The organism is Methylobacterium cerastii (assembly GCF_022179125.1).
Classification (GTDB): Bacteria; Pseudomonadota; Alphaproteobacteria; order Rhizobiales; family Beijerinckiaceae; genus Methylobacterium; species Methylobacterium cerastii.
In genome coordinates, this window is the sequence record NZ_BPQG01000008.1 from 24,102 (window position 1) to 49,265 (window position 25,164).

The following is a 25,164-nucleotide window of genomic DNA, read 5'->3' on the forward strand; positions in this document are numbered from 1 at the left end:
TTCCGTTCCTCAAACGGAATCGCCGCTCACCCCTCCTGCGCGCTTACCCGCACCCGCTCCTCGGCGGCGCGGATCGCGTCCGGTGTTCCGACGTGGAGCCATTGCCCGTCCAGGCGGAGGCCCGAGAGGCGGCTCGCCGCGATCGCGCGGTCGAACAGCAGGTTGAGCGAGAAGGCGCCGTCCGGCGTGTCGGCGAACAGCTCCGGCTTCAAGACCGCGACGCCCGCGTAGATGAAGGGCGCGATCCGGCGCTCGCCCCGCCGCGCGAGGCGGCCGTCGGCGGCCATCACGAAGTCGCCGGCGCCCTCGTAGCCGAGGCTGGTGGTGGTCGGCGCCACCAGGAGCAGGATGTCCATGCGCGCCGCGTCCCAGGCCTCGATGAGCCGGGCGAGGTTCGGGGTCGGGCCTTCCAGCCAGAACGAATCCGAGTTGAACACCACGAACGGATCGGCGCCGACGAGGTCCAGCGCCTTCTTCACGCCGCCGCCGGTCTCGAGCAGCGCCGCGCGTTCGTCGGAGACGACGACCTTCGGCAGGCCGCCCCGCTTGGCCAGGTGCCCCTCGATCAGGTCCGGCAGGTAGTGCACGTTGACCACCGCGGTCTCGATGCCGCCTTCCGCCGCCCGGTCGAGGGCGTGGTCGATCAGCGCCTTGCCGGCGACCTCCACCAGGGGCTTCGGCACGGTGGCGGTGACGGGGCGCATGCGCTTGCCCAGGCCCGCGGCGAGGACGAAAGCGCAGTTTATCGGGGATCGCGTGATCGGCGCTTGCGCGGTCGGCGGCGAGGCGGGGGTGTCGCTCATGCGCGGGGCTCGCGAAGGAGGGGTCGGAGGGCGGCTCAGGCGGGCTCGGCGGGCGGCTCGGCGGGTGCGAGCAGCCCGGGCAGGTGCCGCAGGTGCCAATCGCGCAGCGACGCCAGGGCCGGGTGGGCGAGGTTGCGGGCGAGGTAGCCCTCGATCCGCGGGATGTGGGCGAGGTAGGCGGGCTTGCCGTCGCGGAGGTTCAGCCGCGCGAAGATGCCGAGGATCTTGGTGGCACGCTGCGCCGCCAGGATGGCGTAGGCGGTGGCGAAGCCCTGCACGTCGAAGGCCGTGTCGCGGGCGCGGCGCTCGCGGGCGTAGAGCCCGAGCAGCCGAAGCTCGAACTCGGCGTTGGCGTCGACCCGCGCGTCCTGGAGCAGCGAGGCGACGTCGTAGGCCGGGTGGCCGAGCACCGCGTCCTGGAAGTCGATCACGCCGATGCGCTCCAATCCGTCGCGCTCGGGCAGCCAGATCAGGTTGGGGGAATGGTAGTCGCGCAGGGTCCAGGTCGGGCGGGCGGGTACAGCGCCCTCCAGCACCTCGGCCCAGAGCGCGCCGAACTCGGCCCGCGCCTCCGGCGAGAGCGTCACGCCGCGCAGCGCCGGGGCGTACCAGTCCGGCAGCAGCTCGGTTTCGAACAGCAGCGCCTCGGCGTCGTAGGTCGGCAGCACGTGGTCGATGCCCTCGGCCACCGGCAGCACGCCGGGCAACTCGACGGCGTGGAGCTTGGCCAGCAGGCGCGTCGCCTCGGCGTAGCGCTCGGGCCGCGGGCCGGCGGCGTCGACCACCGGTTCGATGCCGAGGTCTTCGAGGATCAGCAGGCCGGTGTCGAGGTCCTCGCCGTAGATGCGCGGCGCCGAGAAGCCCAGCGCCCGCAGCCCCCGGTCGATGGCGACGAAGGCGTGGACGCTCTCGGCGAGCTTGACGATGGCGCTGTAGGGCTTGCCGTCGCGCACCGGGGGGCCATCGGCCCGCGGCGGCGAGATCATCAGCACCGCCGAGCGGCCGTCGGGATGGGTCAGGCGCTCGTAGGCGCGCGACGACGCGTCGCCCTGCATCAGGGTGCGCGTCGCCTCGTCCCAGCCGCTGCGGGCGAGCAGCGCGCGGACCGCGCGCGCGCGATCGAGGCGGGCGCGCATGCCCTCGGTGCCGGAGATGCGCGCGAACCGGGAGCCCTCGCCGAACTCGGGCCGGAGCGACAGGTCGATCGAGAGCACCGGCCCCTCGCGCGGCGGCAGCCGCTCGGGCCACTCGACCAGGGTGATCGCGGAATCCGTCATCTCGTCGAAGCCGAGCTCGACCAGCTCGTCGGCGCTGCGCAGGCGGTAGAGGTCGGCGTGGACGATCGCGCCGAGCCGGCCCTCGTAGGGCTGGATCAGGGTGAAGGTCGGGCTTGGAACCTCGAGGTCCGGGTCGCCGGCCAATTCGCGGATCAGCGCGCGCGCGAGCGTGGTCTTGCCACCGCCCAGGCCGCCCGAGAGCGCGACGAGGTCGCCCGGCATCAGGAACTCGGCCAGGAACAGCCCGAGATCCTCGGTCGCGCCCTCTTCGGGCAGGACGATCTCCCAGGCCGGCGGCTGACCGTCCGACGGGGGCGTGCCGGCCGCGGGGGCATCGCCCGAGACGGCGTCCTGCCGGTCGTGATCGGGATCGTCGTCGCCCAAAACCGTCAACCTCCGAGCGCCGGTGCGCGGCGCGGCCTTCGCATCCGCTGTATCGGAGGATCCTTAACCGAACTTCGCGAAATCGCGCATCCCCGCCCGCCCCGACGACCGGTGCGAGCGGCTACGCCGCGACGATCAGCGCCGCATCGTAGGGGGCGAGCCGCCAGGCCTTGGTCAGGGCGAGGGTTTCCGCGAGCGGCACCGGGCGGCCGAAACGGTAGCCCTGGCCGTAGGCGCAGCCCATCTCGGCGAGGGCGTCGGCCTCGGCCGGTTCCTCGATGCCCTCGGCGACCACCGGGATGCCGATTTCGTCGGCGAGCCGCAGGATCGTCTGGATGATCTTGCGGTTGGACGGGGTGGTGAGCATCGCGCGCACGAACTCGCGATCGACCTTCAAGGTGGTGATCGGCAGCTTCGAGAGGTAGCTCAGCGACGAGTAGCCGGTGCCGAAGTCGTCGATGGCGACGCCCATGCCCGCCTCGCGGCACTGGCTGAGCGCTTCCGTGGCGCCCACGGGATCGCGCATCACCGTGGTCTCGGTGATCTCGAGCTTCAGCGTCGACGGGGCGATGCCGGTGCTGCGCAGCATCTCGCCGACCATCTCGGGGAAGCTCGCCCGGGCGAGGTCGTGGCCGCTGACGTTGATCGAAAGGAACAGCGGCCCGTCGGTGGCGGCCGGATTCTGCAGGGCCGCCCTCATGATCTCGGGCATGATCCGCCCGACCTCGGAGACGACCCATTGGGTGATCTCGACGATCAGTTCGCTCGCTTCCGCGACCGGGATGAACGCCATCGGGTGCACGAGGCCCTTCTCGGGATGGCGCCAGCGGATCAGGGCCTCGAAGCCGGCGAGCGCCTCCGTCCCGAGGTGGACGATCGGCTGCAGGTACAGCTCGAACTCGTTGCGGTTCAGCGCCAGGCGCAGCGCGCGCTCCGTCATCATCGCGTCGATCGAGGCCTCGAAATCCGCCTTCAGCGACGGCGTAAAATGGGCGCCGGCGGCTCGCGTCGGCGCGACCGTACCGTTCGGCGCGACCGTACCGTTCGGCCTCGGCAGCGCCACGGCATCCCGGCAGCAGGCCATGATGACGCCGAAGCACAGGCGCAGGATCGGGTCGGCATTGTGCAGGCGATGCCGGATCTGCTCCTCGGAGACCGAGACGAGGATGCAATCCTCGATCGCCCGCGCCGAGGCGGAGCGCGGGCCGGCATCGAGCAGAGCCATCTCGCCGACGATCTCGCCGGCGGCGCGCTCGGCGACCGACACCTCGACGCCATCGCGCCGGAGGAAGAGCGCGGCTCGCCCCGCGACGATCAGGTAGGCGAACGCGCCGGGCTCGCCCTCCTCGAAGATCGCGGCGCCGGCGGACAGTGTCACGTAGGCGTTAGGATCGTTCATCTTCCGGTCCATGCCCCGCAGACCGCACCGGTGGCCGATGCGGACATTGCCCGACCGACATTAATCAACCCGCAATTTTCTTGGCCGCCGATCGAAAAACCACGATGGATCTCGTGAATGCTTTCTTCCACCGCCCGATAGTGGCTAGATCCACGGATACAACAGCTGGACTTTCAAACGAATACTACTCGAGGCGGCGCCGGTTGCCTTCCGCCAACGCGACCCGGCGGCGGCGCCCACCGGATCACCCGACGAACCGCCAGACGTGGCTCTGCTTGATCTCGGCATCCTCCAGCGCCCGCGTCACCGGCACGGCGTAGCTGGCGATCGACTCGAGGCGGGCGCGCGGCAGGTAGCTGCGGCCGGGATCGCCGAGCAGCACCGTGGTGCCGACAGCGTGCAGGCGCCCGAGCCAGCCGCCCACCGCGGCGGCGAGGTCGCGCTCGTAGAAGATGTCGGCGGCGAGCACGAGGTCGACGTCGGGCACGGTGCCGACCAGGTCGGCCGCCGTCGCGGTGATCCGGCCGGCGACGCCGTTGGCGGCGGCGTTGAGCGGGATCGCGGCGATGGCGAAGGGGTCGAGGTCGCTGGCGAGCACCGAGGCGGCGCCGGACTTCGCCGCGGCGATCGCCACCAGGCCGGAACCGGAGGCGAAGTCGAGCACGCGCCGCCCGGCGACGACCTCCGGGTTGTCGAGGAGGTAGCGGGCGAGTGCCTGGCCGCCGGCCCAGGCGAAGGCCCAGAACGGCGGCGGCAGGCCGATCTCGGCCAGTTCGTCCTCGGTCTTCTGCCACAGCTCCGTCGCCTCGTCGGCGACGTGGATCACCAGCTCCGGCGCATGCGCCACCGGCAGCAGGCGGGTGTTGGCGCGGATGAAGGCGTCGGCGTCTTTGCTCGCGATCATGAGCCCAGCAGCTCGCGGTAGAGGCCGGAGACGGCCGCGGACACCGCGGCCTCCGAGAACCCGTCCTCGACGACCCGTCGGCGGGCCGCGGCGCCGAGGCCCGCGACGAGGGCCGGGTCGCGGGCAAGGCGTACCAGGGCCGCGGCCAGGGCCGGCGCGTCGTCCGGGGGGACGACAAGGCCCTCGACGCCGTCGCGCACCAGGGCGCGGCAGCCCGGCACGTCGGTGGTGACGAGCGCCCGGCCGCAGGCGGCGGCCTCGAGCAGGGTACGCGGCAGGCCCTCCCCGCCCCGCGAGGGCAGGCAGCCGACATGCGCGGCGGCGAAGGCCGCGGCCGCGTCGCGCGTCGGCCCGAGCCAGGCGACGCCGTCGCGGGACCAGTCGCGCAACGTCGCCTCGGGGATCGCGCGGCGGTTCGAGGCGTCGGGGGCGCCGTGCAGGGCGAGTTCGACCGCCGCGCCTTGCGCGCGGGCGAGCCGCACCGCCTCGACGGCGACGTCGATCCCCTTCGACCACAGCATCCGCGCGACGATCGCCACGCGCAGCGGTGGGTGGGGCGGCAGCGGCGCCGGCACGAACGCGTCCGGGTCGACTCCGGCGCCGCCGACGATCGTCACCGCGGTGTCGGCCGGGTCGAGGCCGAGGGCGGCGGCGTCGTCCGGGTTCTCGAACAGGAAGCGGGTGCGCTTCGAGGCCAGCGGCCCGCGGATCAGGTGGCGGAGCGCCGTGCGCGCGAGGCGGCCGGCGGCGTCGCCGCGCGCGCCGATCAGCCCGAGGCCGGTGAGCGCGTAGACGCGGGCCGGGATGTTGGCCATCGCCGCCGCCGTGCCGCCGACGAGGATCCCGCGCAGCGCGATGCAGTGGACGATGTCGGGGTTCAGGGCCTTCAGGATCGCCGCAAGTTGCCCGGCCGCGTAGCCGGCGGCCATCGGGTTGAGGCTGGAGCGCTCCGCCTCCAGCGCGACCACCCGGGCGCCGGTCGCCTCGATCGCCGCGCGGTGCTCGCGCACCCGCGTCACCACGGCGACCGACAGGCCCATCGCCACCGCCGCCCGCGCCATCGGCAGGAAGTGCGAGGCGAAGAACCAGTCCTCGGTGACGACGAAGGCGAGGCGCCGCATCGGCGCGGCGGGGGCGGGGGCGGGGGAGTCGGCGGCGTCCATCGGGCCGACCTCTAACACGGGCGGGCATCCGTGTGCGGCGGATACGCAAGCGCCGGAACAGGGCCGGTCCGGCCCCGGTTGAGGCCAGGCTTTCGCAGGGAGGAGCAAGGCCGATGGGAGCGGAGCTGATGGCATCGGACGAGACCGCCGGCACCGTCGTCGACCCGCGCGACGCGGCCGCCGAGGCCGGGCTCGCCTACGTGGACGACACCATGCCCGGCCTGACCCGGAAGAAGACCGCCACGGGCTTCCGCTTCGTCGACGCCAAGGGCGCCCCCGTCCGCGACAAGGCGCAGGTCCAGCGGATCAAGTCGCTCGCGATCCCGCCGGCCTACACCGACGTATGGATCTGCCCGCGCCGAAACGGCCACATCCAGGCGACCGGGCGCGACGCCAAGGGGCGCAAGCAGTACCGCTACCATCCCGATTTCCGGGCGGCGCGGGACTCGACCAAGTTCAGCCACATCATGGCCTTCGCCGACGCCCTGCCCGGCATCCGCACGCGCATCGACGCCGACATGCGGCGCAAGGGCCTGTCGCGCGAGAAGGTGCTCGCCACCGTGGTGCACCTGCTGGAGACGACGCTGATCCGCGTCGGCAACGACGACTACGCCCGGGCCAACAAGAGCTATGGGCTGACGACGCTGCGCGACCCGCACGTCAAGGTCGAGGGCGCGGAGATGACGTTCCGCTTCAAGGGCAAGAGCGGCAAGACCTGGGCCCTGTCGGTGAAGGACCGGCGCGTGGCCAAGATCGTCAAGGCCTGCCAGGATCTGCCGGGCCAGGAGCTGTTCCAGTACGTCGACGAGGCGGGGCAGCCGCGCGACGTGACCTCCTCGGACGTCAACGCCTACCTGCGCGAGATCTCGGGGCAGGACATCACGGCGAAGGATTTTCGCACCTGGGCCGGCACGGTGCTGGCGGCGCTGGCGTTGCGCGAGTTCGAGGCCTTCGACGGCGAGGCCGGCGCCAAGAAGAACGTTCGCGCGGCGATCGAGAGCGTCGCCGGGCGGCTCGGCAACACGCCGACCATCTGCCGCAAGTGCTACATCCACCCGCAGATCATCGACTGCTACCTGGAAGGCGCCCTGCTGCTTCAGGTGAAGGAGGCGGTCGAGAGCGAATTGGTCGAGGATCTCAGCAGCCTGCGCCCCGAGGAGGCGGCGGTGCTGAGCCTGCTGCAGAACCGGCTCACCGCGGACGCGCCGACGGCTTCGAAGGCGAAGGCCGGCAAGGCGAGGAAGACGGCGGCCAAGGCGGCCGAGCCGGTGAAAACGCAGGCGAACAAGACGAAGGCAAGCAAGACGAAGACGGCGGCCAAGGCGCGAAAGTCGGCCAAGGCGAGGACGACCGCTGCGAGCGCGGAGTTGGCGCGCGCCTGAGCGAACCGGCCGCGCGGCCGGGTCGCGGCGCACTCAGTGGCGCGCCGGACCTTCGCCCGTGTTCGTCCGAGGCGCTTCGACGCCGCGCCGGCTGGTCTCCGCGTCGAGCACCGGCGCGAGGCCGAGTTGCCGGGCGAGCGAGACCAGGTCCTTCAACCGGCCGGTCTGGGTCTTGCGCCGCAGGTTCAGGCGGTGGGTCTCCACCGTGCGGACCGAGAGCATCAGGCGGCGCGCGACCTCCTTGTTGCTGAAGCCGGCGCTGAGGAAGCGCAGCACCTCGGCCTCGCGCGGGGTTAGCCCGAGGCCGTCGGCCGGCTCGGCGGCGGCGGAGACCGGCTCGGCCTCGACCTCGGCGCGGGCGATCAGTTGCGGGGCGCCCTCGGCGAGGGCCAGCACGGCGTTGCAGAGGTCGCGCGGGGCGGCGGAGCGCGCCACGAAGGCGTCGGCCCCGGCCCGGAGCAGGGCGTCGAGGTCGGCCGCATTCAACGCCTGGAACGCCACCAGCGTCTTCAGGGCCGGCAGGCGTGCCTTGAGGTCGGCGAGGTGGCCGAGGCCGTCCGCCAGCCGCGTCTCGTCGAGGAAGATCAGCGCGACGACGTTGGCCGGGTCGACCCGGTCGAGGTCGGCCTCGCCGATCGTGTGGAGCGCCGGCATGTGCTCCAGCGTCGCGCGGAAGGCGGGATTCATCTCCTGGGGCTCGTCGAAAACCAGGACGTCAACGGCCATACTCATCCCGCACACCCCATCTTTTCCCGGCATGGCACAATTCCGCCGGGGTCGGAGAAGGTGTTTCAAGACTCGTTCCAGACGAATCCTGGGGTTTTCGGCCTCGGACTTGTGTCGAAATCAGATATGGCGCGAGGCTTATACTTAACGCGTGTCTCGCGCAGGCACAGCGCGATCAACCTTAACGCACGCGAATCGCTGCAAAATCCGGCGCGATCGTCTCCGCGCCCGCCGCCCTGCGAAGACTGGCGAGGTACGCCCGCCCGCCTCGCTCCGCAAGGACATCAGGCGTCGAACCCGCGGGCGGCGTCAGCCGGCGCGCGCGAGCACGATGTCGGTCTCCGCCGAGACGACGCGGTCGCGCCCGGTGGTCTTGGCCTCATAGAGGGCGATGTCGGCGCGCTTGGTGAGCGCGGTGACGCTGTCGCCCTCGCACCAGGTGCTGACGCCGAAGCTGCAGGTCAGGCGCACGGGGCCACGCGTCCCGCGGATGCGCAGGTCCCGGATCTGGAGGCGCAGCCGCCCCGCGACGGCCTCCGCCGCCGCGAGCGAGAGCCCGGGCAGCACCACCGCGAACTCCTCGCCGCCGAGGCGCCCGGCGATCCCCTGTGCGCCGAGGAGATCGGAGACGGCGCGGATCGCGGCGTCGCCGACGTCGTGGCCGTGCTCGTCGTTGATGCGCTTGAAGTGGTCGATGTCGGCGAACACGGCCGACAGGGTGCCGTGGTTGCCGGCGCGCTCCGCGACGGCTCCGACGCGGGCGAAGAAGGCGCGGCGGTTGAGCAGGCCGGTGAGCGAGTCGGTCTCGGCGAGGCGGATCAACTCGTCCTGCATCGTGGTCAGCCGCTCGGCGGCGCGCAGGCGCGCATGCAGCTCCTCGGCGCCCGGCGGCTTTTCGATGAAGTCGTCGGCGCCGCTGTCGAGGGCCTCGGCGAGGTTCCGGGCTTTGCGCGCCGACGACATGGTGATGACGTAGAGCGGGCGGCGCGCCTCGGCGAGCAGCCTGGCCGACCAGCACAGCTCCAACCCGGTCATCGGGCGGACTTCGAGGCTGGTGATCAGCACCCGGACGCTCGGCGTCTCCTCGAGGAAAGCGCAGGCGGCGGCGGAATCGGTGAACGTGTTGACGACGTGCCCGCGCGGTTCCAGCAGCCCGGTGATGACCTTGAGGACGACGCGGCTCGAATCGACGATGACGATGTGCATGGCGCGCGATACCGGTGGAAACTGGCGTCGCACGAGATGGCCTGAAAAACCTTAAGATGCAGTCTCAGCGAGACACGCGCAGAACGTGGATCGCAGGATCGTACGAGGCGGCGCAACCGCCGACGCCGCGCGACGACCCTGGCGCGCCGACGGGAGAGGCATGTGACCACAGCGAAGAAGTCGATCGGGACCGGGGCCCCACCCTACCCGCGCACGCCGGACGGCCGCTACTTCGTCGTCGGCGGACGGCTGTGGCGCTGCAGCGATCCGCGCCTACCCGAGGAGACCCGGCAGCGCCATGTCGATGAATTGATGGATGCACGCCGCGCCGTCGGGGCGGCCAAGCGCGCGAAGCGCAAGGGCGAGGCCGGCGCGGCCGAGCTGATGCGGAGCGCCCGCGACGCGGTCCAGGCCGCCAAGGAGGCGCTCGGCGAGCGCGGGCCGGTGTGGTGGGGCGACGGGGCCGAGGATCAGGGCGGGCGCAACCCACGCGACTCGCCCTACGCCGCCTGGTACGCGGCGCTCACGCGGGCGGAAGACGCCTGAAGCTCAGCGGTGCGGGACGGAGACCGTGACGACGGAGACGCCGTTGCCGGCCTGGACCCGCCCGCCGGAGGTCCAGGCGCCGTCGCGGCCGCGCGAGAGAATGCGGGGGCCGCGTCCGGGGCGGGCGACGGCGCGCTCGCCCGGGTTGACTACGGTCACGCTCGGCGCGGCCACCGGCGCCTCGCGCAATCCGGAGATCGTCGGCACACCGTAGGTGCCGTAGCTCCACGGCGCCGGGACGATGCGGTTGGGAGAGGGCACGCTGCTGAAGGGCGCGCCGACATAGGCGCCGCGCACCGCCTCGTCGGCAAAACCGTAGCCGCCCTGGCCGGCATAGGCCGCGCCGTAGCCGTAGGACGTGACGCGGACGGTCTCCGCGCTCGCCGCCCCGGCACCGAGGGACAGGGCGGCGGAAAGGAGGAACGAAGCGGCGAGCGACGGGCGGTGACGGGCCATGGATCGGAACTCCGGACGGAACGCTGACTTTCCGGGCAAACCCCGGTTTCGGCGATCTCGTTCCGGTTCGGGGCGGCGAGCTACGTGCGAAGACTGCTTAAACCCTGCGCCGGGCGGTGTTGCGCACAGATTCGCGCAACGAACCCAAATCGAACCTGTCCGGCGTCGATCCGGTTCAGCGGCAGGTGGTGATGCGGCGGACGATCCAGCCCTCGCCCTCGACCCAGAGGCGGCGGCGCATGCGGCTGCAGGTGCCGCCATCCTCCTCGCCCTCGTTCGCCGAGACCGCGCGAACCGGCGGGGTCACGTCGGCGACCTTGGTCACCGCGGCGGTGGTCGCCGAGGCGGCCGAGGCAGCGGTCGGAGTGGCAAGGGGGGCGGCAAGGCCGAGCAAAGCCACGAGCGTGAGGGCGGGAGCAACGGACATCGTCGACATGGATCTGGATCTCGCCTGGGCAGCGTTCCCGGCGCGTCGGCACCGGTCGCGGACGACGCGTTTCCGCGTCTTCAAGCGAGTAATCCGCGACTCCGCGTTTCGGTTGCAACGCGAACGTGCATCCGTGCCGAATTGGAATGACGCGTGACCGCGCCGCCACGAGGCGGCGACACCGGCGTCCTCGGCTTCAGTCCAACTGCTCGATCAGCCCGTCGCGGATCGTGACCCGGCGGTCCATACGGGCGGCGAGATCCATGTTGTGGGTCGCGATCAGCGCCGCGAGGCCGGAGGCACGCACCAGCGAGAGCAGGATCGAGAAGACGTGGCCCGCGGTCGAGGGATCGAGGTTGCCGGTGGGTTCGTCGGCGAGCAGCAGGCGCGGCCCGTTGGCGACGGCGCGGGCGATGGCGACGCGCTGCTGCTCGCCGCCCGAGAGCTCCGCCGGGCGGTGGACGAGACGGTCCTTGAGGCCGAGGAAGCTCAGGAGCTCGGTGGCCCGCGCCTTCGCCTCGCTGCGACCGAGGCCGCGGATGAGCTGGGGCATCACCACGTTCTCCAGCGCCGAGAACTCCGGCAGCAGGTGATGGAACTGGTAGACGAAGCCCATCTCCTCGCGGCGGAAGCGCGTGCGCTCGGCATCCTTCATCGCCGCGGTCGGCTGGCCGCCGACATAGACCTCGCCGCCGTCGGGCCGTTCCAGCAGGCCGGCCAGGTGCAGCAGCGTCGACTTGCCGGCGCCCGACGGCGCGACGAGCGCCACCAGCTCGCCCGGCCAGATCGCGAGGTCGGCTCCGCGCAGGATGTCGAGGCCGCGGTCGCCCTGCGCGTAGCGCCGCTCGACGCGGGAAAAGAACAGGGCCGGCACCGGCGGGATGCCGGCGGGCTCGGGGGTTCCGCTCATGGGAATGCCGCTCAGCCGTAGCGCAGCGCCTGCACCGGATCGAGCCGGGCCGCGCGCCAGGAGGGATAGACCGTCGCGGCGAGCGCGAGCAGGAACGAGGTCAGGACCACGACCGTGATCTCGGTGGGGTTCATCTCGGCGGGGATCTCAGCGAGGAACCGCACCGTCGGGTCCCAGGCTCCGGGAAACAGCACCCGCTGGATCGGCTTGATGTTCAAGGTGATCAGGATGCCGAGCCCGAGGCCCGACAGCGTGCCGACGAGGCCGATCAGCGCGCCGTTGATCAGGAACACGCGCATTACCGTGCCCGGCGTCGCGCCCATGGTGCGCAGGATCGCGATGTCGCTCGACTTGTCACGCACCAGCAGGATCAGGCCGGAGACGATGTTGAGCGTCGCCACCACGACGATGAGGCTCAGGATCAGGAACATCACGTTGCGCTCGACCTCGAGCGCCCCGAAGAAAGTGCGGTTGCGCTGGCGCCAGTCGGTGAGCAGCACCGGCCGCTCGGCCGCCATCTCCAGCGGCTCGCGCATGGCGGCGACCGCGTCGGGGTTGTCGATGTAGATCTCGATCAGGCTGACGTCGCCCTCGCGATTGAAGAAAGCCTGCGATTCGGAGAGCGGCATGAACACGAAGGTCGAATCGAACTCGGTCATGCCGATCTCGAAGATCGCCTTCACATTGTAGCTCTTGGTCCGCGGCGCGGTGCCGAAGGCCGTGGTCGCCCCCTTCGGCGTCGAGAGGGTGATGGTGTCGCCGGCCTGGATCGCCAGGCTGTCGGCGAGCCGGCGGCCGATCAGCACGCCCGAGCCGTCGTCGAAGCCCTCCAGCGTGCCGCCGCGCAGGGATTTCGAGATGCCGCCGATCGCCCCGAGGTCGTCGCCGCGCACGCCTCGGACCAGCACGCCGCTGCCGCCGTAGGGCGAGGAGGCGAAGGCCTGGCCCTCGACCAGCGGGATCGCGGCGCGCACCCCCGCCACCTTCGAGAGCCGCTCGGACAGGTCGGCGAAGTCGGTGAAGGTGCGGTCGATCGGGGTGACGAAGATGTGGCCGTTGATGCCGACGATCTTCGACAGCAGCTCGGTGCGGAAGCCGTTCATCACGGAGAGCACGATGATCAGCGTCGCGACGCCGAGCGCGATGCCCAGCACCGAGAAGAACGCCACCACCGAGACGCCGCCGCCCCGGCGCCGCGCGCGGAGGTAGCGGCCGGCGATGATCCACTCGAAGGCGGCGAACGGCGCGGTCGCGCCGCCGCGCGACGCCGGCTTGGCACCCGGCTTGGCGTCCGGTTTGCGCGGGCTCGCCCCGGTTTCGGCTGCGACCGCCATGGGAGCCTCAGGCACGCCGGATGCGCGCGATCAGGTCCACCGCCGCCAGGGTCTCGCGCTCGCCGCCGGCGCGGCGCTTCAGCTCGACCTTGCCCTCGGCCAGGCTTTTCGGGCCGACCACCACCTGCCAGGGCAGGCCGATCAGGTCGGCGGTGGCGAACTTGGCGCCCGGCCGCTCGTCGCGGTCGTCGTAGAGCACGCTGAGGCCGGCGGCCTCCAGCGTCGCCTGGATCTCGGCGCAGGCGGCGTCGGTGCCGGCGTCGCCGACCTTGAGGTTGATCAAAGCCACGTCGAACGGCGCGACAGCATCGGGCCAGACGATGCCGGCCTCGTCGTGCGAGGCCTCGATGATCGCGGCGACGAGACGGCTCGGGCCGATGCCGTAGGAGCCCATGTGGACCGGGCGCTCGATCCCGTCCGGGCCGGCGACCTTGGCGCCCATCGGCTCGGAATACTTCGTGCCGAAGTAGAAGATGTGCCCGACCTCGATGCCGCGGGCCGACATGCGGTTCTCCTCCGGCACCTCGGCGAAGGCGTCGGCCTCGTGCATCTCGTCGGTGGCGGCGTAGTGCGAGGTCCAGGCGTCGACGAGGCCCTGCAGGGCGGCGACGTCCTCGAAGTCCACGGTGGCGGGCGGGATCTCGAAATCGAGGTAGGCGCGGTCGCAGAACACCTCACTCTCGCCGGTCTGGGCCAGGATGATGAACTCGTGGCTGAGGTCGCCGCCGATCGGCCCGGTGTCGGCCCGCATCGGGATCGCCTTCAGACCGAGCCCTGCGAAGGTGCGCAGGTAGGCGACGAACATCCGGTTGTAGGCGTGGCGCGCGCCGGCCTGGTCGAAGTCGAAGGAGTAGGCGTCCTTCATCAGGAACTCGCGCGAGCGCATGGTGCCGAAGCGCGGCCGCACCTCGTCGCGGAACTTCCAGGAGATCTGATAGAGGTTCTTCGGCAGGTCCTTGTAGGAGCGCACGCTCGCGCGGAAGATCCCGGTCACGACCTCCTCGGCGGTGGGGCCGTAGAGCATCTCGCGCTCGTGCCGATCCTTGATGCGCAGCATCTCCTTGCCGTAGGCGTCGTAGCGGCCGGATTCCCGCCACGGCTCGGCCGACTGGATCGTCGGCAGAAGCAGCTCGACCGCGCCCGCCCGGTCCTGCTCGGTGCGGATCACGTCGCAGACCTTGTTCAGCACCCGCAGGCCGAGCGGCAGCCACGCATAGATGCCGGCCGATTCCTGGCGCACGAGGCCGGCGCGTAGCATCAACCGATGCGAGACGATCTCGGCTTCCTTGGGCGTCTCGCGCAAGGTCGGCAGGAAGTAGCGGGACAGACGCATGGGGCTTCTTTTGACGGTTCCGGCGGGCGGCTCGGGGCGGGCGGCGCGCACGGACGCCGATCCCGTTGCCGGGGGCACACAACACATTGCAACCGGAAAACACAAGCGGCTTGGATTTTTCGGGCCGGCCGGAGCCCGGTTTCGCCCGCGCGAGCGTCCGGCGGCGGGCCGGGAGGCCGATTCATGCGGCCTGTCGGCGAAAAAACGCAGATTTCTCTCTTCGACCCGGTGACAGGACGAAATGTTGTTCCTATAAGCGGCCCGCGATGGTTGCGAAGCCCCTTAGAGGGCACGCAAAGGTCCGGGTCTCGGGAGGAAAATCGACCGCCACGCAGTCAATGCGTAGGACAATCAAAGGTCGAACCAGATTGACTGCTAGAAAAGCAAGGCCTCAGGCCTTGCTTTTTTGTTTTGCGAGACCACCGACGACCCTCCCAATCAGGCCGACAGCGGTCGAAACATGGACGGTACGCCGCCGGCCATCCGAGTACCAGCCCGCACAGGCGGACGTTGCGCTAGAGCCCCGTCAGCGGAAACGCCGCGAGCGCGACCAGGAAGGCCGCGCCGGCGGCGAGCGTCGTCCAGATCGCCTTCTCGCGCAGACGCGGCGCGGCGGGCGCGCCGGGGTCCTGCCCCGGCACCACCCGGGCCGGGTCGGTCTCGGCCTGGTTGCGGATCGGCAGGATCGCGAAGAGCAGCGTCCACCACACGACGAAGTAGAGGGCGCTCGCCCCGAACACCGTCAGGCGGAACTGCAGCACCGCCACCGCGACGAAGGCGGCGACGAGGACGAGCACCACGCCGAGCGTCCGCGGGGTCGAGCGCGCCACGGCCTTGAGGAATGCGTTCACCCGGATCAGACCTGCTCCAGCTCGGTCAGCGTCCCGAGGAAGTCCTTCGGGTGGAGGAACAGCACCGGCTTGCCGTGCGCGCCGATGCGGGGCTCCCCGGTGCCGAGCACGCGGGCGCCCCCGGCCTTCAGCCGGTCGCGGGCCGCAATGATGTCGTCGACCTCGTAGCAGACGTGGTGGACGCCGCCGCCCGGGTTGCGCTCGACGAAGCTCGCGATCGGCGAATCCGCGCCCAGCGGCGCCATCAGCTCGATCTTGCTGTTGGGCAATTCGACGAACACGACGGTGACGCCGTGCTCCGGCTGCGGCAGCGGCGCCGTCAGCGTCGCGCCCAGCGTCTCGCGGTAGACCTTGCACGCGGCATCGAGGTCGCGCACCGCGATGGCGACGTGGTTGAGCCGGCCGATCATTGGTTTCTCCCGATCTTCACCGTGCCCTTCCCTCTCCCCTCTGCGGGAGAGGGCGGCCCGCGAGCTAAGTCGGGAGAGGGGAGCGACGGTGCCTGGAATGGCGTTCCCCTCTCCCGACCTTCGCTCACGCGAAGGCCACCCTCCCCCCGCTTCAGGGGGAGGGACGATCGCGATCAGACCTCGACCACCTGCACGTGGCAAGCGGGCTTCTTGCCCCAGACCTCGTTGACGGCCGAGCGCACGGCGCGGTCGACGGCCTTCTCGACGGCCTCCGAGTCGCGGCGCTTGCCCTTCGACAGGCCGGACAGCGTGCGCGAGACCGAATCGACGACGGTGTCGATCAGCGGCGCGCCGCCGCGGCCGCGGTTGGGCAGGCCGATGATGTCCACCGCCGGCTCGCCCAGCACCTCGCCGCTCTCGTCGATGGCGATCGCCACCGAGACGAGGCCGGCCTGCGCGAGCTTGCGCCGCTCGGGGATCGCGCGGTCCTTGCCGTCGATCAGGACGTTGCCGTCCTTGAACAGGCGGCCCGACTTCACGTGGTCGATGATCTCAGGCCGGCCGGGGCTCAGGCGGATCAAGGTGCCGTTGCGGGCCTTGACCACGTTGTCGACGCCGTGGGCGCGGGCGAAGCGCGCGTGCTCGTCGAGGTGCAGGGCCTCGCCGTGGACGGGAATCGCCGTCTGCGGCCGGGTCCAGGCGTACATCTCGGCCATCTCGTCCCGGCGCGGGTGGCCTGAGACGTGGACCAGCTCGGTCCGGTCGGTGATGACCTCGACGCCCTGCTCGATCAGGTCGTTGATGATCGCGCCGACCTCGCGCTCGTTGCCGGGGATGGCGCGCGATGAGAAGATCACCTGATCGCCCGCGGCGAGCACGATGTCCGGGTGATCCTTGCGGGAGACGCGGGCCAAAGCCGCACGCGGCTCGCCCTGCGAGCCGGTGAGCAGCGCCACGACCTTGTCGCGCGGCAGGTCGCGCCAGGAATCGGCGCGGCGGAAGTCCTGCAGGCCGTCGAGGAAGCCGCATTCGCGGGCGACGTCGATCACCCGGTCCATGGCGCGGCCGACCGCGACCACCTCGCGGCCGCAGGCCTTGGCCGCCAGGGCCACGGCGCGGATGCGGGCGACGTTGGAGGCGAAGGTCGTCACCGCCACGCGCTGCGGCGCCACGGCGATGAGCTTGGCGAGCGTCGCGGCGACCTCGGCCTCGCTCGGCGAGAAGCCCTCGCGGACGACGTTGGTCGAATCGCAGACGAGCGCCAGGATGCCCTCGTCGCCCATGGCGCGGAACGCCTCGGCCGAGGTCACGTCGCCGAGGATCGGCGTCGGGTCGATCTTCCAGTCGCCTGTGTGCAGCACGAGGCCGGCGGACGTCCGGATCGCCACCGCGTTCGACTCGGGGATCGAGTGCGAGACCGGCACGTAGTCGATCTCGAACGGTCCGAGCGTCACCCGGCGGCCCGGCTTGATCTCGCGCAGGTCCACCTTCGGCGCGCCCGGCTCCGACAGGCGCCGGGTCTCGAGCAGGCTCTTGGCGAAGCGGGTGGCGTAGACCGGCACCTTCAGGCGCGGCCACAGCTCGGAGATCGCGCCGATATGGTCCTCGTGCGCGTGGGTGATGAAGATCCCCAGGAGGTCCTTCTTCCGCTCCTCGATGTAGGTGAGGTCCGGGAACATGAGGTCGACGCCGGGCATCGCCTCCTCGCTCGCGAAGCCCATCCCGCAATCGACCATGATCCACTTGCGGCCCTTCTCCGGCCCGAAGCCGTAGAGGGCGGCGTTCATCCCGATCTCGCCCACGCCGCCGAGCGGCAGGAAGACGAGCTCGTCGTGTCCCGTTGTCATCAGTTCCAAATCCATCTCATGCCGCCGTCGCGGCCGTCCCAAAATGCACCTCGCCCGCCGTCACGGTTCGCCGCGTTCCGTCCGGGGCGAGGATCACGAGCCGCCCCCCCTCGTCGATGTCTTCGAAATCGCCGACCAGGGTCTCCGTGCCGCTGCGGACCGCGATGCGCGACCCGAGGCCGGAGGCCCGTGCGAGCCATCGCTCGCGAATCTCAGGGAATCCCCGTCCGCGATCCCAGATACGGGCCGCCGCGGCAAGCTTATTCGTCAGATCCGCCAGCACCATGCCGGCATCACCTGGGTATCCGAGCCCCGCGAGCGAGGCGGCGGAACTCGAAAACGCCTCGGGAACGCCTGCGACATTGACGCCGAACCCGATCGCCACCGCCCGCCTGCCGCCCGGCAGCGTCTCCGCCTCGAGCAGGATGCCGGCGAGCTTGGCGCCGCCCGCCAGCACGTCGTTCGGCCATTTCAGCCCGAATGTCCCGGCCGAGCCCGGGCCGCAGACCGCCTCCAGGGTCTCGACCAGCGCGACCCCGGCGACAAAGCCGAGGCCGGCAACCCGCTCCGGCTCGACGCCCGCCACCGGCCACAGCACGCTGGCGGTGAGGTTCCCCGGCACCGAGGCCCAGGCGTTGCCGCGCCGGCCGCGGCCGGCCTCCTGGGCGTGCGCCGCGACCCAGAGCGGGCCGGTCGCCCCGGCGCGCGCCTGGTCGAGCGCTTCGGTGTTGGTCGAGCCGAGGCGGTCGTGGACGTGAAGGCGATGCCCGACGGCGCGCGCGCCGTCGCCGAGACGGAAGTCCAAGGCGCTAGAACAGCGACTTGGCCGCCGCGCCCGCCGCCCCGACGAGCGGTGCCGGCAGCAGCCAGAACAGGATCACGACGACGCTCGACAGGGCGAGCACGATGCGCAGGCCCGGGGCCATCGCCTCGTAGGGTGCCTTGGCCTCGTCGAAGTACATGATCTTGACCACGCGGATGTAATAGTACGCCCCGACCACGCTGGTGACCACGCCGACGACGGCGAGCGCCACGAGGTTGGCCTGGATCGCGGCGGCGAAGACGTAGAACTTGCCGAAGAACCCGGCGAGGGGCGGGATGCCGGCCAGCGAGAACATCATCATCGCCAGGCAGAACGCGATCCACGGGTGGGTGCGCGAGAGGCCGGACAGGTCCTCGATCGTCTCGAACATCTCGTTCCGGCGGCGCAGGCTCAGGATGATGGCGAAGGCGCCGAGCGTCATCGCGAGGTAGATGATCATGTAGACCACCACGCCGCGGATGCCCTCCTCGGTGCCCGCCGCCAACCCGATCAGGGCGTAGCCGACGTTGCCGATCGACGAGTAGGCCATCAGGCGCTTGAGGCTGCGCTGGCCGATCGCGGCGAAGGAGCCCAGCGTCATCGAGGCGATGGCGATGAACACGATGATCTGCTGCCAGATCGCGGTGACGTCGGGGAACGCGCCGATGAAGACGCGGACCGTCATCGCCATCGCCGCCATCTTCGGGGCGGAGGCGAAGAACGCCGTCACCGGCGTCGGAGAACCTTCGTAGACGTCCGGCGTCCACATGTGGAACGGCACCGCCGCCAGCTTGAACGAGACGCCGGCCGCGACGAACACGATGCCGAGCACGATGCCGAAGCCGGCATCCTCGTGGAGCGCCGAGACGATACCGGGGAAGGACACGGTGCCGGTGAAGCCGTAGACCAGCGAGGCGCCGTAGAGCAGCATGCCCGAGGAGAGCGCGCCGAGAACGAAGTACTTCAGGCCGGCTTCGGTGGACTTCAGGTCGTCGCGGTGGAACGCGGCGATGACGTAGGCGGCGAGCGACTGCAGCTCGAGGCCGAGATAGAGCGCGATCAGGTCGTTGGCCGAGACCATGACCAGCATGCCGATCGTGCACAGCACGATCAGGATCGGGAACTCGAACCGGTCGATCTTCTCGCGCTGGAAGTAGTCGCGCGACAGCAGGATCGTCGCGGCGGAACCCAGCAGCACCAGGGCCTTCATCACCTTCGAGAAGCCGTCCTGGATGAAGCTGCCGGACAGCGTCGTCACCTTGGTGCCGGGCGCCTGCGACATCACCACGAACAGGGCGACGAGCAGCAGCGCGAGGGCGCCGACGTTGATGGTCTCGACGGAGCGCTCGCCGCGGAACGCGCCGTAGAGGATCAGCACCATCACGCCGACGCCGAGGATCAGCTCGGGCAGCAGCGGGGTGAGCGAGGGCAGGACGGTCTGCACGGTCTGGACGGTCGGCATCTCTGGCCCTGCCTTCAGCGCGCGAGGGGCAGCGCGGCGGCCGCGGTCTGCGTGTTCGAGAGGGCGGCCTTCATGCTCGTCATCAACGCCTCGGTGGAGGGGGCGAAGACGTCGAGGATCGGGGCCGGGTGGACGCCGTAGTAGATCGTCAGCGCGACGAGCGGCGCGAGGATCAGCTTTTCACGGTTGTCGAGATCGAGGATGCCCTGGAGGTTGGGCTTCTCGAGCTTGCCGTAGATCACCCGCGCGTAGAGCCACAGGGCGTAGCCGGCCGACAGGATGATGCCGAAGACCGAAAAGAACGCCACCGTCGGGTTCGCCTTGAATGCGCCCATCATCGCCAGGAACTCGCCGACGAAGCCGGAGGTGCCGGGCAGGCCGACATTGGCCATGGTGAACACCATCATCGCCACGGCGTAGAGCGGCATCCGCTTCACCAGGCCGCCATAGGCCGCGATCTCGCGAGTGTGCATCCGGTCGTAGACCACGCCGACCCCGAGGAAGAGCGCGCCCGAGACGATGCCGTGCGAGATCATCAGGAACAGCGCGCCCTGGATGCCCTGCTCGTTGAGGGTGAACAGGCCGAGCGTGACGAAGCCCATATGCGCCACCGACGAGTAAGCGATGAGCTTCTTGATGTCGGTCTGCATCAGGGCGGTGAGCGAGGTGAAGATGATCGCGATCACCGACAGCGCGAAGACCAGCGGCGCGAAGGTGTGGCTCGCATCCGGCAGCATCGGCAGCGAGATCCGGATGAAGCCGTAGCCGCCCATCTTGAGCAGGATGCCGGCCAGGATCACCGAGCCGGCGGTGGGCGCCTCGACGTGCGCGTCAGGGAGCCAGGTGTGCACCGGCCACATCGGCATCTTCACCGCGAAGCTCGCGAAGAAGGCCAGCCACAGCCACCATTGCATGCCCACGGGGAAGCGGGTCTGCAACAGGGTCGGGATGTCGGTGGTGCCGGCCTGCCAGTACATCGCCATGATGGCGAGCAGCATCAGCACCGAGCCGAGCAGGGTGTAGAGGAAGAACTTGAAGCTGGCGTAGATGCGCCGCTTGCCGCCCCAGATGCCGATGATGAGGAACATCGGGATCAGGCCGGCCTCGAAGAACAGGTAGAACAGCACCAGGTCGAGCGCCTGGAAGACGCCGATCATCGTCGTCTCGAGCACGAGGAAGGCGACGAAGTACTCCTTCACGCGGGTGCCGATCGCGTGCCACGAGGCGCCGACGCAGAACGGCATCAGGAACGTCGTCAGCAGCACGAGCGGCATCGAGAAGCCGTCGACGCCGAGCTTGAACCGGATCGTCTCGGCGAGCCACGCGTGGCTCTCGACGAGCTGGAAGCTCGCCGAGGTCGCGTCGTACCGGTTCCAGGCGACGAGCGAGAGCAGGAAGGTGACGACCGTGGTCGCGAGCGCCGCCCAGCGGGCGTTCTTCGCGACGGCCTTCTCGTCGCCCGACAAGGTCAGGATGAAGGCCGCGCCGCAGAGCGGCACGATCAGCAGGCCGGAGAGGATGCCGAGACCGAACATCTAGCGAAGGCTCCAAACGATGGGATTCGCGCTCGGACGGCACGACGCAGCCCCCTCTCCCGTGCGGGAGAGGGTTGGGGTGAGGGATGAGAACGTGCCGGAGAGGTCACGCCCCTCACCCCGTCCCTCTCCCATTGGGAGAGGGGACCCGCGCAAGGGCCGGATGCGATGCTGAGCGACGACCATCGTCAGTGCCCCCCGGGCTTCGGAAGGCCGGCCATCAGGTACCAGCTCAGGATGCCCGCGACGCCGATCAGCATCACGAAGGCGTAGTGGTAGACGTAGCCGGTCTGGAAGCGGACGACGCCGCGGGTCACGTCGACGACGCGGGCCGCGATCCCGTCCGGGCCGGCGCCGTCGATGGCGCGGCCGTCGACCTGCCGCCACAGGAACAGGCCGAAATCCTTGGCCGGACGCACGAAGATCCGGTCGTAGATCTCGTCGACGTACCACTTGTTGAGCAGGAACCGGTAAAGGGCCGGCTGCTGCGCGGCGAGCGCGCCCGGCAGCTTCGGCCGGCGGATGTACATAATGAAGGCCAGCACGAACCCGAGCAGCAGCATGATGAACGGCGCGTAGGAGACCAGCGCGGGCACGTGGTGGATGTCGTGCATGATGTGGTTGTCGGGCCCGTGCGCCAGGGCGTGGCCCCAGAACGCGTCCATGCCCTCGCCGATGAAGCGATCCTTGAAGATCAGGCCGGCGAACAGCGCGCCGAAGGCGAGGATGCCGAGGGGGATCGTCATCACCAGCGGGGATTCGTGTGGCGTGTGATCGCCGTGATGGCCGTGCCCGTGGTGGTCGTCGGCGACGAGGTCGCTCTTGTGCGCCGGCTCGATGTCGTGGCCGTGGTCGTCGTGCGCCACGCCCTCGGTGTGGCCCGGCGCGCCGTCGGCTTCGACGGCCTGAGACGCATGCACGACGGCCGGCGTCGCGTGGTCGTCGTGGTGGGCGTGCGCGCCCCAGCGCGCCGGACCCTCGAAGGTGAGGAAGAACAGGCGCCAGGAATAGAACGAGGTGAAGAACGCCGCGATCAGGGTCGCCATGAAGGCCAGCGTGTGCCCAGGGCGCGTCGAGGCGTAGGCCGCCTCGATGATCGCATCCTTCGAGTAGTAGCCGGCGGTGAAGGGGAAGCCGATGAGCGCCAGCGTACCGATCGCCATCATCGCGGTGGTGAACGGGATGTAGCGGCGCAAGTCGCCCATGTTCCGCATGTCCTGCTCGTGGTGCATCGCGTGGATAACCGAGCCGGCGCCGAGGAACAGCAGCGCCTTGAAGAAGGCGTGGGTGAACAGGTGGAAGATGCCGGCGGAGTACGCGCCGACGCCGAGCGCGACGAACATGTAGCCGAGCTGCGAGCAGGTCGAGTACGCGATCACGCGCTTGATGTCGTTCTGCACCAGGCCGACCGTGGCGGCGAAGAAGGCGGTGATGCCGCCGATGACCGTGACGAACACGAGGGCGTCGGGCGCGAGCTCGAACAGCGGCGACAGGCGCGCCACCATGAACACGCCGGCCGTCACCATGGTCGCGGCATGGATCAGCGCCGAGACCGGGGTCGGGCCTTCCATCGCATCCGGCAGCCAGGTGTGCAGCAGGAACTGCGCCGACTTGCCCATCGCGCCCATGAACAGCAGCAGGCAGGTCAGCGTCAGCGCGTGCCAATCCTGGCCGAGGAAGTGGAAATGCGCGTCCTTGAGCTCGTTCACCCGCGGGAAGATGCCGTCGAAGGCGACCGAGCCGAACAGTACGAAGACGAGGAAGATGCCGAGCGAGAAGCCGAAATCGCCGACGCGGTTGACGATGAAGGCCTTCATCGCGGCGGCGTTCGCCGAGGGCTTCTCGTACCAGAACCCGATCAGCAGGTAGGAGGCGAGGCCGACGCCCTCCCAGCCGAAGAACATCTGCACGAGGTTGTCGGCCGTCACCAGCATCAGCATGGCGAAGGTGAACAGCGACAGGTAGGCGAAGAAGCGCGGCCGGTGCGGATCCTCCTCCATGTAGCCGACGGAGTAGAGGTGCACGAGGGTCGAGACGGTGGTGACGACGACGAGCATCACCCGCGTCAGCGTGTCGATGCGGAAGGCCCAGTCGACGGTGAGGTCGCCGGCCGTGAACCAGGTCGCGACCTGCACCCGCGTGGCGTGGTCGCCCTCGATGAACACGCCCCAGGACAGCAGCGCCGAGAAGGCGAGGCAGGCGGTGGTGACGTACTCGCAGACCCGCGCGCCGATGAAGCGCCCGAACAGCCCGGCGATGAGGGCGCCGATGAGCGGGAAGAAGACGATCGCGTGATACATCGTGCGGTCCGGCCTCGCAGGGCGGCGGGTTTCTGGCGGAAGGGTGTCGCGGGGTGAGCCGCTCAGCCCTTCATCATGCTGATGTCCTCGACCGCGATGGAGCCGCGGTTGCGGAAGAACACCACGAGGATGGCGAGCCCGATCGCGGCCTCCGCCGCGGCGACCGTCAGCACGAACAGGGCGAAGACCTGGCCGGTGATGTCGTTCAGGTGGGTCGAGAAGGCGACGAAGTTGATGTTCACCGCGAGCAGGATCAGCTCGATCGACATCAGGATGACGATGACGTTCTTGCGGTTGATGAAGATCCCCAGCACGCCGAGCGTGAACAGGATCGCGGCGACCGTGAGGTAGTGGCTGAGGCCGATCATCGTGCTGTCTCCGCCCAGGTCTTCAGGGTCGCCCAAGCCGTTCGGGTCTCGGCCATCAGACCTCGACGCCCTGGCGGGAGGGCACCTTGCGGGTCTCGACCGCGTCGCCTTGCGTGCGCGCGTTCTGCAGCGCGATGTTCTGGCGCTTGACGCCGGGGCGATCGCGCAGGGTCAGCACGATCGCGCCGATCATCGCGACGAGCAGGATCAGGCCGGCGATCTGGAAGAAGTAGACGTATTCCGTGTAGAGCACCCGGCCGAGGATCACCGTGTTGCTGGTGTGCTCGCCCGCCGCCACGTTGCCGAGCGGCGCCTGCACCAGGCCGGGATCGATCGTCCACGAGCCGACGACGAGCAGAAGCTCGATCAGGAACACCGCGCCGATCATCGCGCCGACCGGGAGATACTGCTGGAACCCCTGCCGGAGCTGGGCGAAGTCCACGTCGAGCATCATCACGACGAACAGGAACAGCACCGCGACCGCGCCGACGTAGACGACGACGAGGATCATCGCCAGGAACTCGGCGCCCATCAGCACGAACAGGCCGGCGGCGTTCACGAAGGCGAGAATCAGGAACAGCACCGAGGCGATGGGATTGCGGGACGCGATCACCATGAAGCCCGAGGCGATGGTGAGGCCCGCGAAGAGGTAGAAGAAGGCGGCGGCTGCAGTCATGCGCTTGTCGGGATCGGCCGCCGGAGCGGCCCCTTCTGCCTCATGAGAAAACGGTCCGCAAAAACGGTCCGGACCCGGCCGGCCGTCTATAGAACCCGCTCCCGCGCCGCACAACCCGCGGCGCTGAGGGACGGGGCGGGGATGTCAGCGGTAGGGGGCGTCCATCGCGAGGTTTCGCGCGATCTCTCGCTCCCAGCGGTCGCCGTTCAGCAGCAGCTTCTCCTTGTCGTAGAGCAGCTCCTCGCGGGTCTCGACCGAGAACTCGAAGTTCGGCCCCTCGACGATGGCATCGACCGGGCAGGCCTCCTGGCACATGCCGCAATAGATGCACTTCACCATGTCGAGGTCGTAGCGGGTGGTGCGCCGTGTGCCGTCGTTGCGGCGGGGCCCCGCCTCGATGGTGATGGCCTGCGCCGGGCAGATCGCCTCGCACAGCTTGCACGCGATGCAGCGCTCCTCGCCGTTCGGATAGCGGCGCAGGGCGTGCTCGCCGCGGAAGCGCGGGCCGCGATGGCCCATCTCGAAGGGGTAGTTGATCGTCGCCTTCGGCTTGAAGAAATACTTCATCGCGAGGACGAACCCCGAGGCGAACTCCTTCAGCAGAAGGCCCTTGGCGACCTGATCGAGCTTCATGCCGCGATCTCCGATTTCTGGGTGAGGCTC

The 25,164-nt window shown here is 70.0% G+C and carries 24 protein-coding genes; 2 read left to right on the plus strand and 22 right to left on the minus strand.

Annotated elements, in window-relative coordinates:
* Window positions 1-26: 26 nt before the first annotated feature.
* The 5 genes from MFF13_RS04445 to MFF13_RS04465 all read right to left on the minus strand — a co-directional run bounded on the left by MFF13_RS04445 (window position 27) and on the right by MFF13_RS04465 (window position 5,930).
* Window positions 27-803, minus strand: a complete 777-nt coding sequence (locus MFF13_RS04445; RefSeq protein WP_147751024.1) for a nucleotidyltransferase family protein — start codon at window positions 801-803, stop codon at window positions 27-29.
* Window positions 804-838: 35 nt separating this feature from the next.
* Entirely contained in the window at window positions 839-2,362 is a 1,524-nt protein-coding gene (tsaE, locus tag MFF13_RS04450) for a tRNA (adenosine(37)-N6)-threonylcarbamoyltransferase complex ATPase subunit type 1 TsaE (RefSeq protein ID WP_238271144.1), read from the minus strand.
* 223 nt (window positions 2,363-2,585) lie between these two features.
* On the minus strand, window positions 2,586-3,863 hold the full coding sequence (locus MFF13_RS04455) for an EAL domain-containing protein (protein ID WP_238271066.1): 1,278 nt from the start codon (window positions 3,861-3,863) through the stop codon (window positions 2,586-2,588).
* Between the two features lie 244 nt (window positions 3,864-4,107).
* A complete protein-coding gene (locus tag MFF13_RS04460; RefSeq protein WP_147828034.1) occupies window positions 4,108-4,767 on the minus strand; it encodes a class I SAM-dependent methyltransferase in 660 nt (219 codons plus the stop codon).
* Window positions 4,764-5,930: a glycosyltransferase gene (locus tag MFF13_RS04465; protein WP_187273557.1), complete on the minus strand. Its 1,167-nt coding sequence runs from the start codon at window positions 5,928-5,930 to the stop codon at window positions 4,764-4,766. Before MFF13_RS04465 ends, MFF13_RS04460 begins: the two co-directional genes overlap by 4 nt.
* Before the next feature lie 128 nt (window positions 5,931-6,058).
* Between MFF13_RS04465 and MFF13_RS04470 the strand changes: the two genes are divergently transcribed.
* Window positions 6,059-7,312, plus strand: a complete 1,254-nt coding sequence (locus MFF13_RS04470; protein WP_238271068.1) for a DNA topoisomerase IB — start codon at window positions 6,059-6,061, stop codon at window positions 7,310-7,312.
* Window positions 7,313-7,345: 33 nt separating this feature from the next.
* On the opposite strand, the gene MFF13_RS04475 is transcribed toward MFF13_RS04470, so the two are convergent.
* Window positions 7,346-8,044 (minus strand): response regulator transcription factor, encoded by a 699-nt coding sequence (locus MFF13_RS04475; protein WP_147828032.1) that lies wholly within the window; start codon window positions 8,042-8,044, stop codon window positions 7,346-7,348.
* 303 nt (window positions 8,045-8,347) lie between these two features.
* Window positions 8,348-9,244, minus strand: a complete 897-nt coding sequence (locus MFF13_RS04480; protein ID WP_238271076.1) for a GGDEF domain-containing protein — start codon at window positions 9,242-9,244, stop codon at window positions 8,348-8,350.
* A gap of 162 nt (window positions 9,245-9,406) precedes the next feature.
* On the opposite strand from MFF13_RS04480, the gene MFF13_RS04485 reads away from it, so the two are divergent.
* Window positions 9,407-9,790 (plus strand): hypothetical protein, encoded by a 384-nt coding sequence (locus MFF13_RS04485; protein ID WP_238271079.1) that lies wholly within the window; start codon window positions 9,407-9,409, stop codon window positions 9,788-9,790.
* A 3-nt stretch (window positions 9,791-9,793) separates the two neighbouring features.
* On the opposite strand, the gene MFF13_RS04490 is transcribed toward MFF13_RS04485, so the two are convergent.
* The 15 genes from MFF13_RS04490 to nuoI form a co-directional block, all read right to left on the minus strand.
* On the minus strand, window positions 9,794-10,246 hold the full coding sequence (locus tag MFF13_RS04490) for a hypothetical protein (RefSeq protein WP_147828030.1): 453 nt from the start codon (window positions 10,244-10,246) through the stop codon (window positions 9,794-9,796).
* Window positions 10,247-10,421: 175 nt separating this feature from the next.
* Entirely contained in the window at window positions 10,422-10,682 is a 261-nt protein-coding gene (locus MFF13_RS04495; RefSeq protein WP_238271081.1) for a hypothetical protein, read from the minus strand.
* A 187-nt stretch (window positions 10,683-10,869) separates the two neighbouring features.
* Window positions 10,870-11,583, minus strand: coding sequence for an ABC transporter ATP-binding protein (locus MFF13_RS04500; RefSeq protein WP_147762753.1), 714 nt, complete (start codon window positions 11,581-11,583; stop codon window positions 10,870-10,872).
* An 11-nt stretch (window positions 11,584-11,594) separates the two neighbouring features.
* On the minus strand, window positions 11,595-12,917 hold the full coding sequence (locus MFF13_RS04505; RefSeq protein WP_147751034.1) for a lipoprotein-releasing ABC transporter permease subunit: 1,323 nt from the start codon (window positions 12,915-12,917) through the stop codon (window positions 11,595-11,597).
* A gap of 7 nt (window positions 12,918-12,924) precedes the next feature.
* The gene (gene proS / locus MFF13_RS04510) at window positions 12,925-14,250 is read right to left on the minus strand and encodes a proline--tRNA ligase (protein ID WP_147751035.1); all 1,326 of its coding nucleotides are present in this window, start codon (window positions 14,248-14,250) and stop codon (window positions 12,925-12,927) included.
* Window positions 14,251-14,765: 515 nt separating this feature from the next.
* On the minus strand, window positions 14,766-15,110 hold the full coding sequence (locus MFF13_RS04515) for a DUF1467 family protein (RefSeq protein ID WP_147751052.1): 345 nt from the start codon (window positions 15,108-15,110) through the stop codon (window positions 14,766-14,768).
* Window positions 15,107-15,511: a methylmalonyl-CoA epimerase gene (mce, locus tag MFF13_RS04520; protein WP_147828029.1), complete on the minus strand. Its 405-nt coding sequence runs from the start codon at window positions 15,509-15,511 to the stop codon at window positions 15,107-15,109. The genes MFF13_RS04515 and mce overlap by 4 nt, the downstream gene beginning before the upstream one ends.
* 173 nt (window positions 15,512-15,684) lie before the next feature.
* Entirely contained in the window at window positions 15,685-17,358 is a 1,674-nt protein-coding gene (locus MFF13_RS04525; RefSeq protein ID WP_238271082.1) for a ribonuclease J, read from the minus strand.
* A 16-nt stretch (window positions 17,359-17,374) separates the two neighbouring features.
* Window positions 17,375-18,163 carry a biotin--[acetyl-CoA-carboxylase] ligase gene (locus MFF13_RS04530; RefSeq protein ID WP_147828028.1) on the minus strand — a complete coding sequence of 263 codons (789 nt, stop codon included), beginning with the start codon at window positions 18,161-18,163 and terminating at the stop codon, window positions 17,375-17,377.
* A 4-nt stretch (window positions 18,164-18,167) separates the two neighbouring features.
* Window positions 18,168-19,622, minus strand: coding sequence for an NADH-quinone oxidoreductase subunit NuoN (gene nuoN / locus MFF13_RS04535; protein ID WP_147751038.1), 1,455 nt, complete (start codon window positions 19,620-19,622; stop codon window positions 18,168-18,170).
* Window positions 19,623-19,636: 14 nt separating this feature from the next.
* Window positions 19,637-21,157, minus strand: coding sequence for an NADH-quinone oxidoreductase subunit M (locus MFF13_RS04540; protein WP_147751039.1), 1,521 nt, complete (start codon window positions 21,155-21,157; stop codon window positions 19,637-19,639).
* 188 nt (window positions 21,158-21,345) lie between these two features.
* Window positions 21,346-23,457, minus strand: coding sequence for an NADH-quinone oxidoreductase subunit L (gene nuoL, locus MFF13_RS04545; RefSeq protein ID WP_238271084.1), 2,112 nt, complete (start codon window positions 23,455-23,457; stop codon window positions 21,346-21,348).
* Window positions 23,458-23,519: 62 nt separating this feature from the next.
* Window positions 23,520-23,825 carry an NADH-quinone oxidoreductase subunit NuoK gene (gene nuoK, locus MFF13_RS04550; RefSeq protein WP_147751041.1) on the minus strand — a complete coding sequence of 102 codons (306 nt, stop codon included), beginning with the start codon at window positions 23,823-23,825 and terminating at the stop codon, window positions 23,520-23,522.
* Window positions 23,826-23,880: 55 nt separating this feature from the next.
* Window positions 23,881-24,501 carry an NADH-quinone oxidoreductase subunit J gene (locus tag MFF13_RS04555; protein ID WP_147726107.1) on the minus strand — a complete coding sequence of 207 codons (621 nt, stop codon included), beginning with the start codon at window positions 24,499-24,501 and terminating at the stop codon, window positions 23,881-23,883.
* Window positions 24,502-24,645: 144 nt separating this feature from the next.
* Window positions 24,646-25,134, minus strand: coding sequence for an NADH-quinone oxidoreductase subunit NuoI (nuoI, locus tag MFF13_RS04560; protein ID WP_147751042.1), 489 nt, complete (start codon window positions 25,132-25,134; stop codon window positions 24,646-24,648).
* Window positions 25,135-25,164 lie beyond the last annotated feature (30 nt).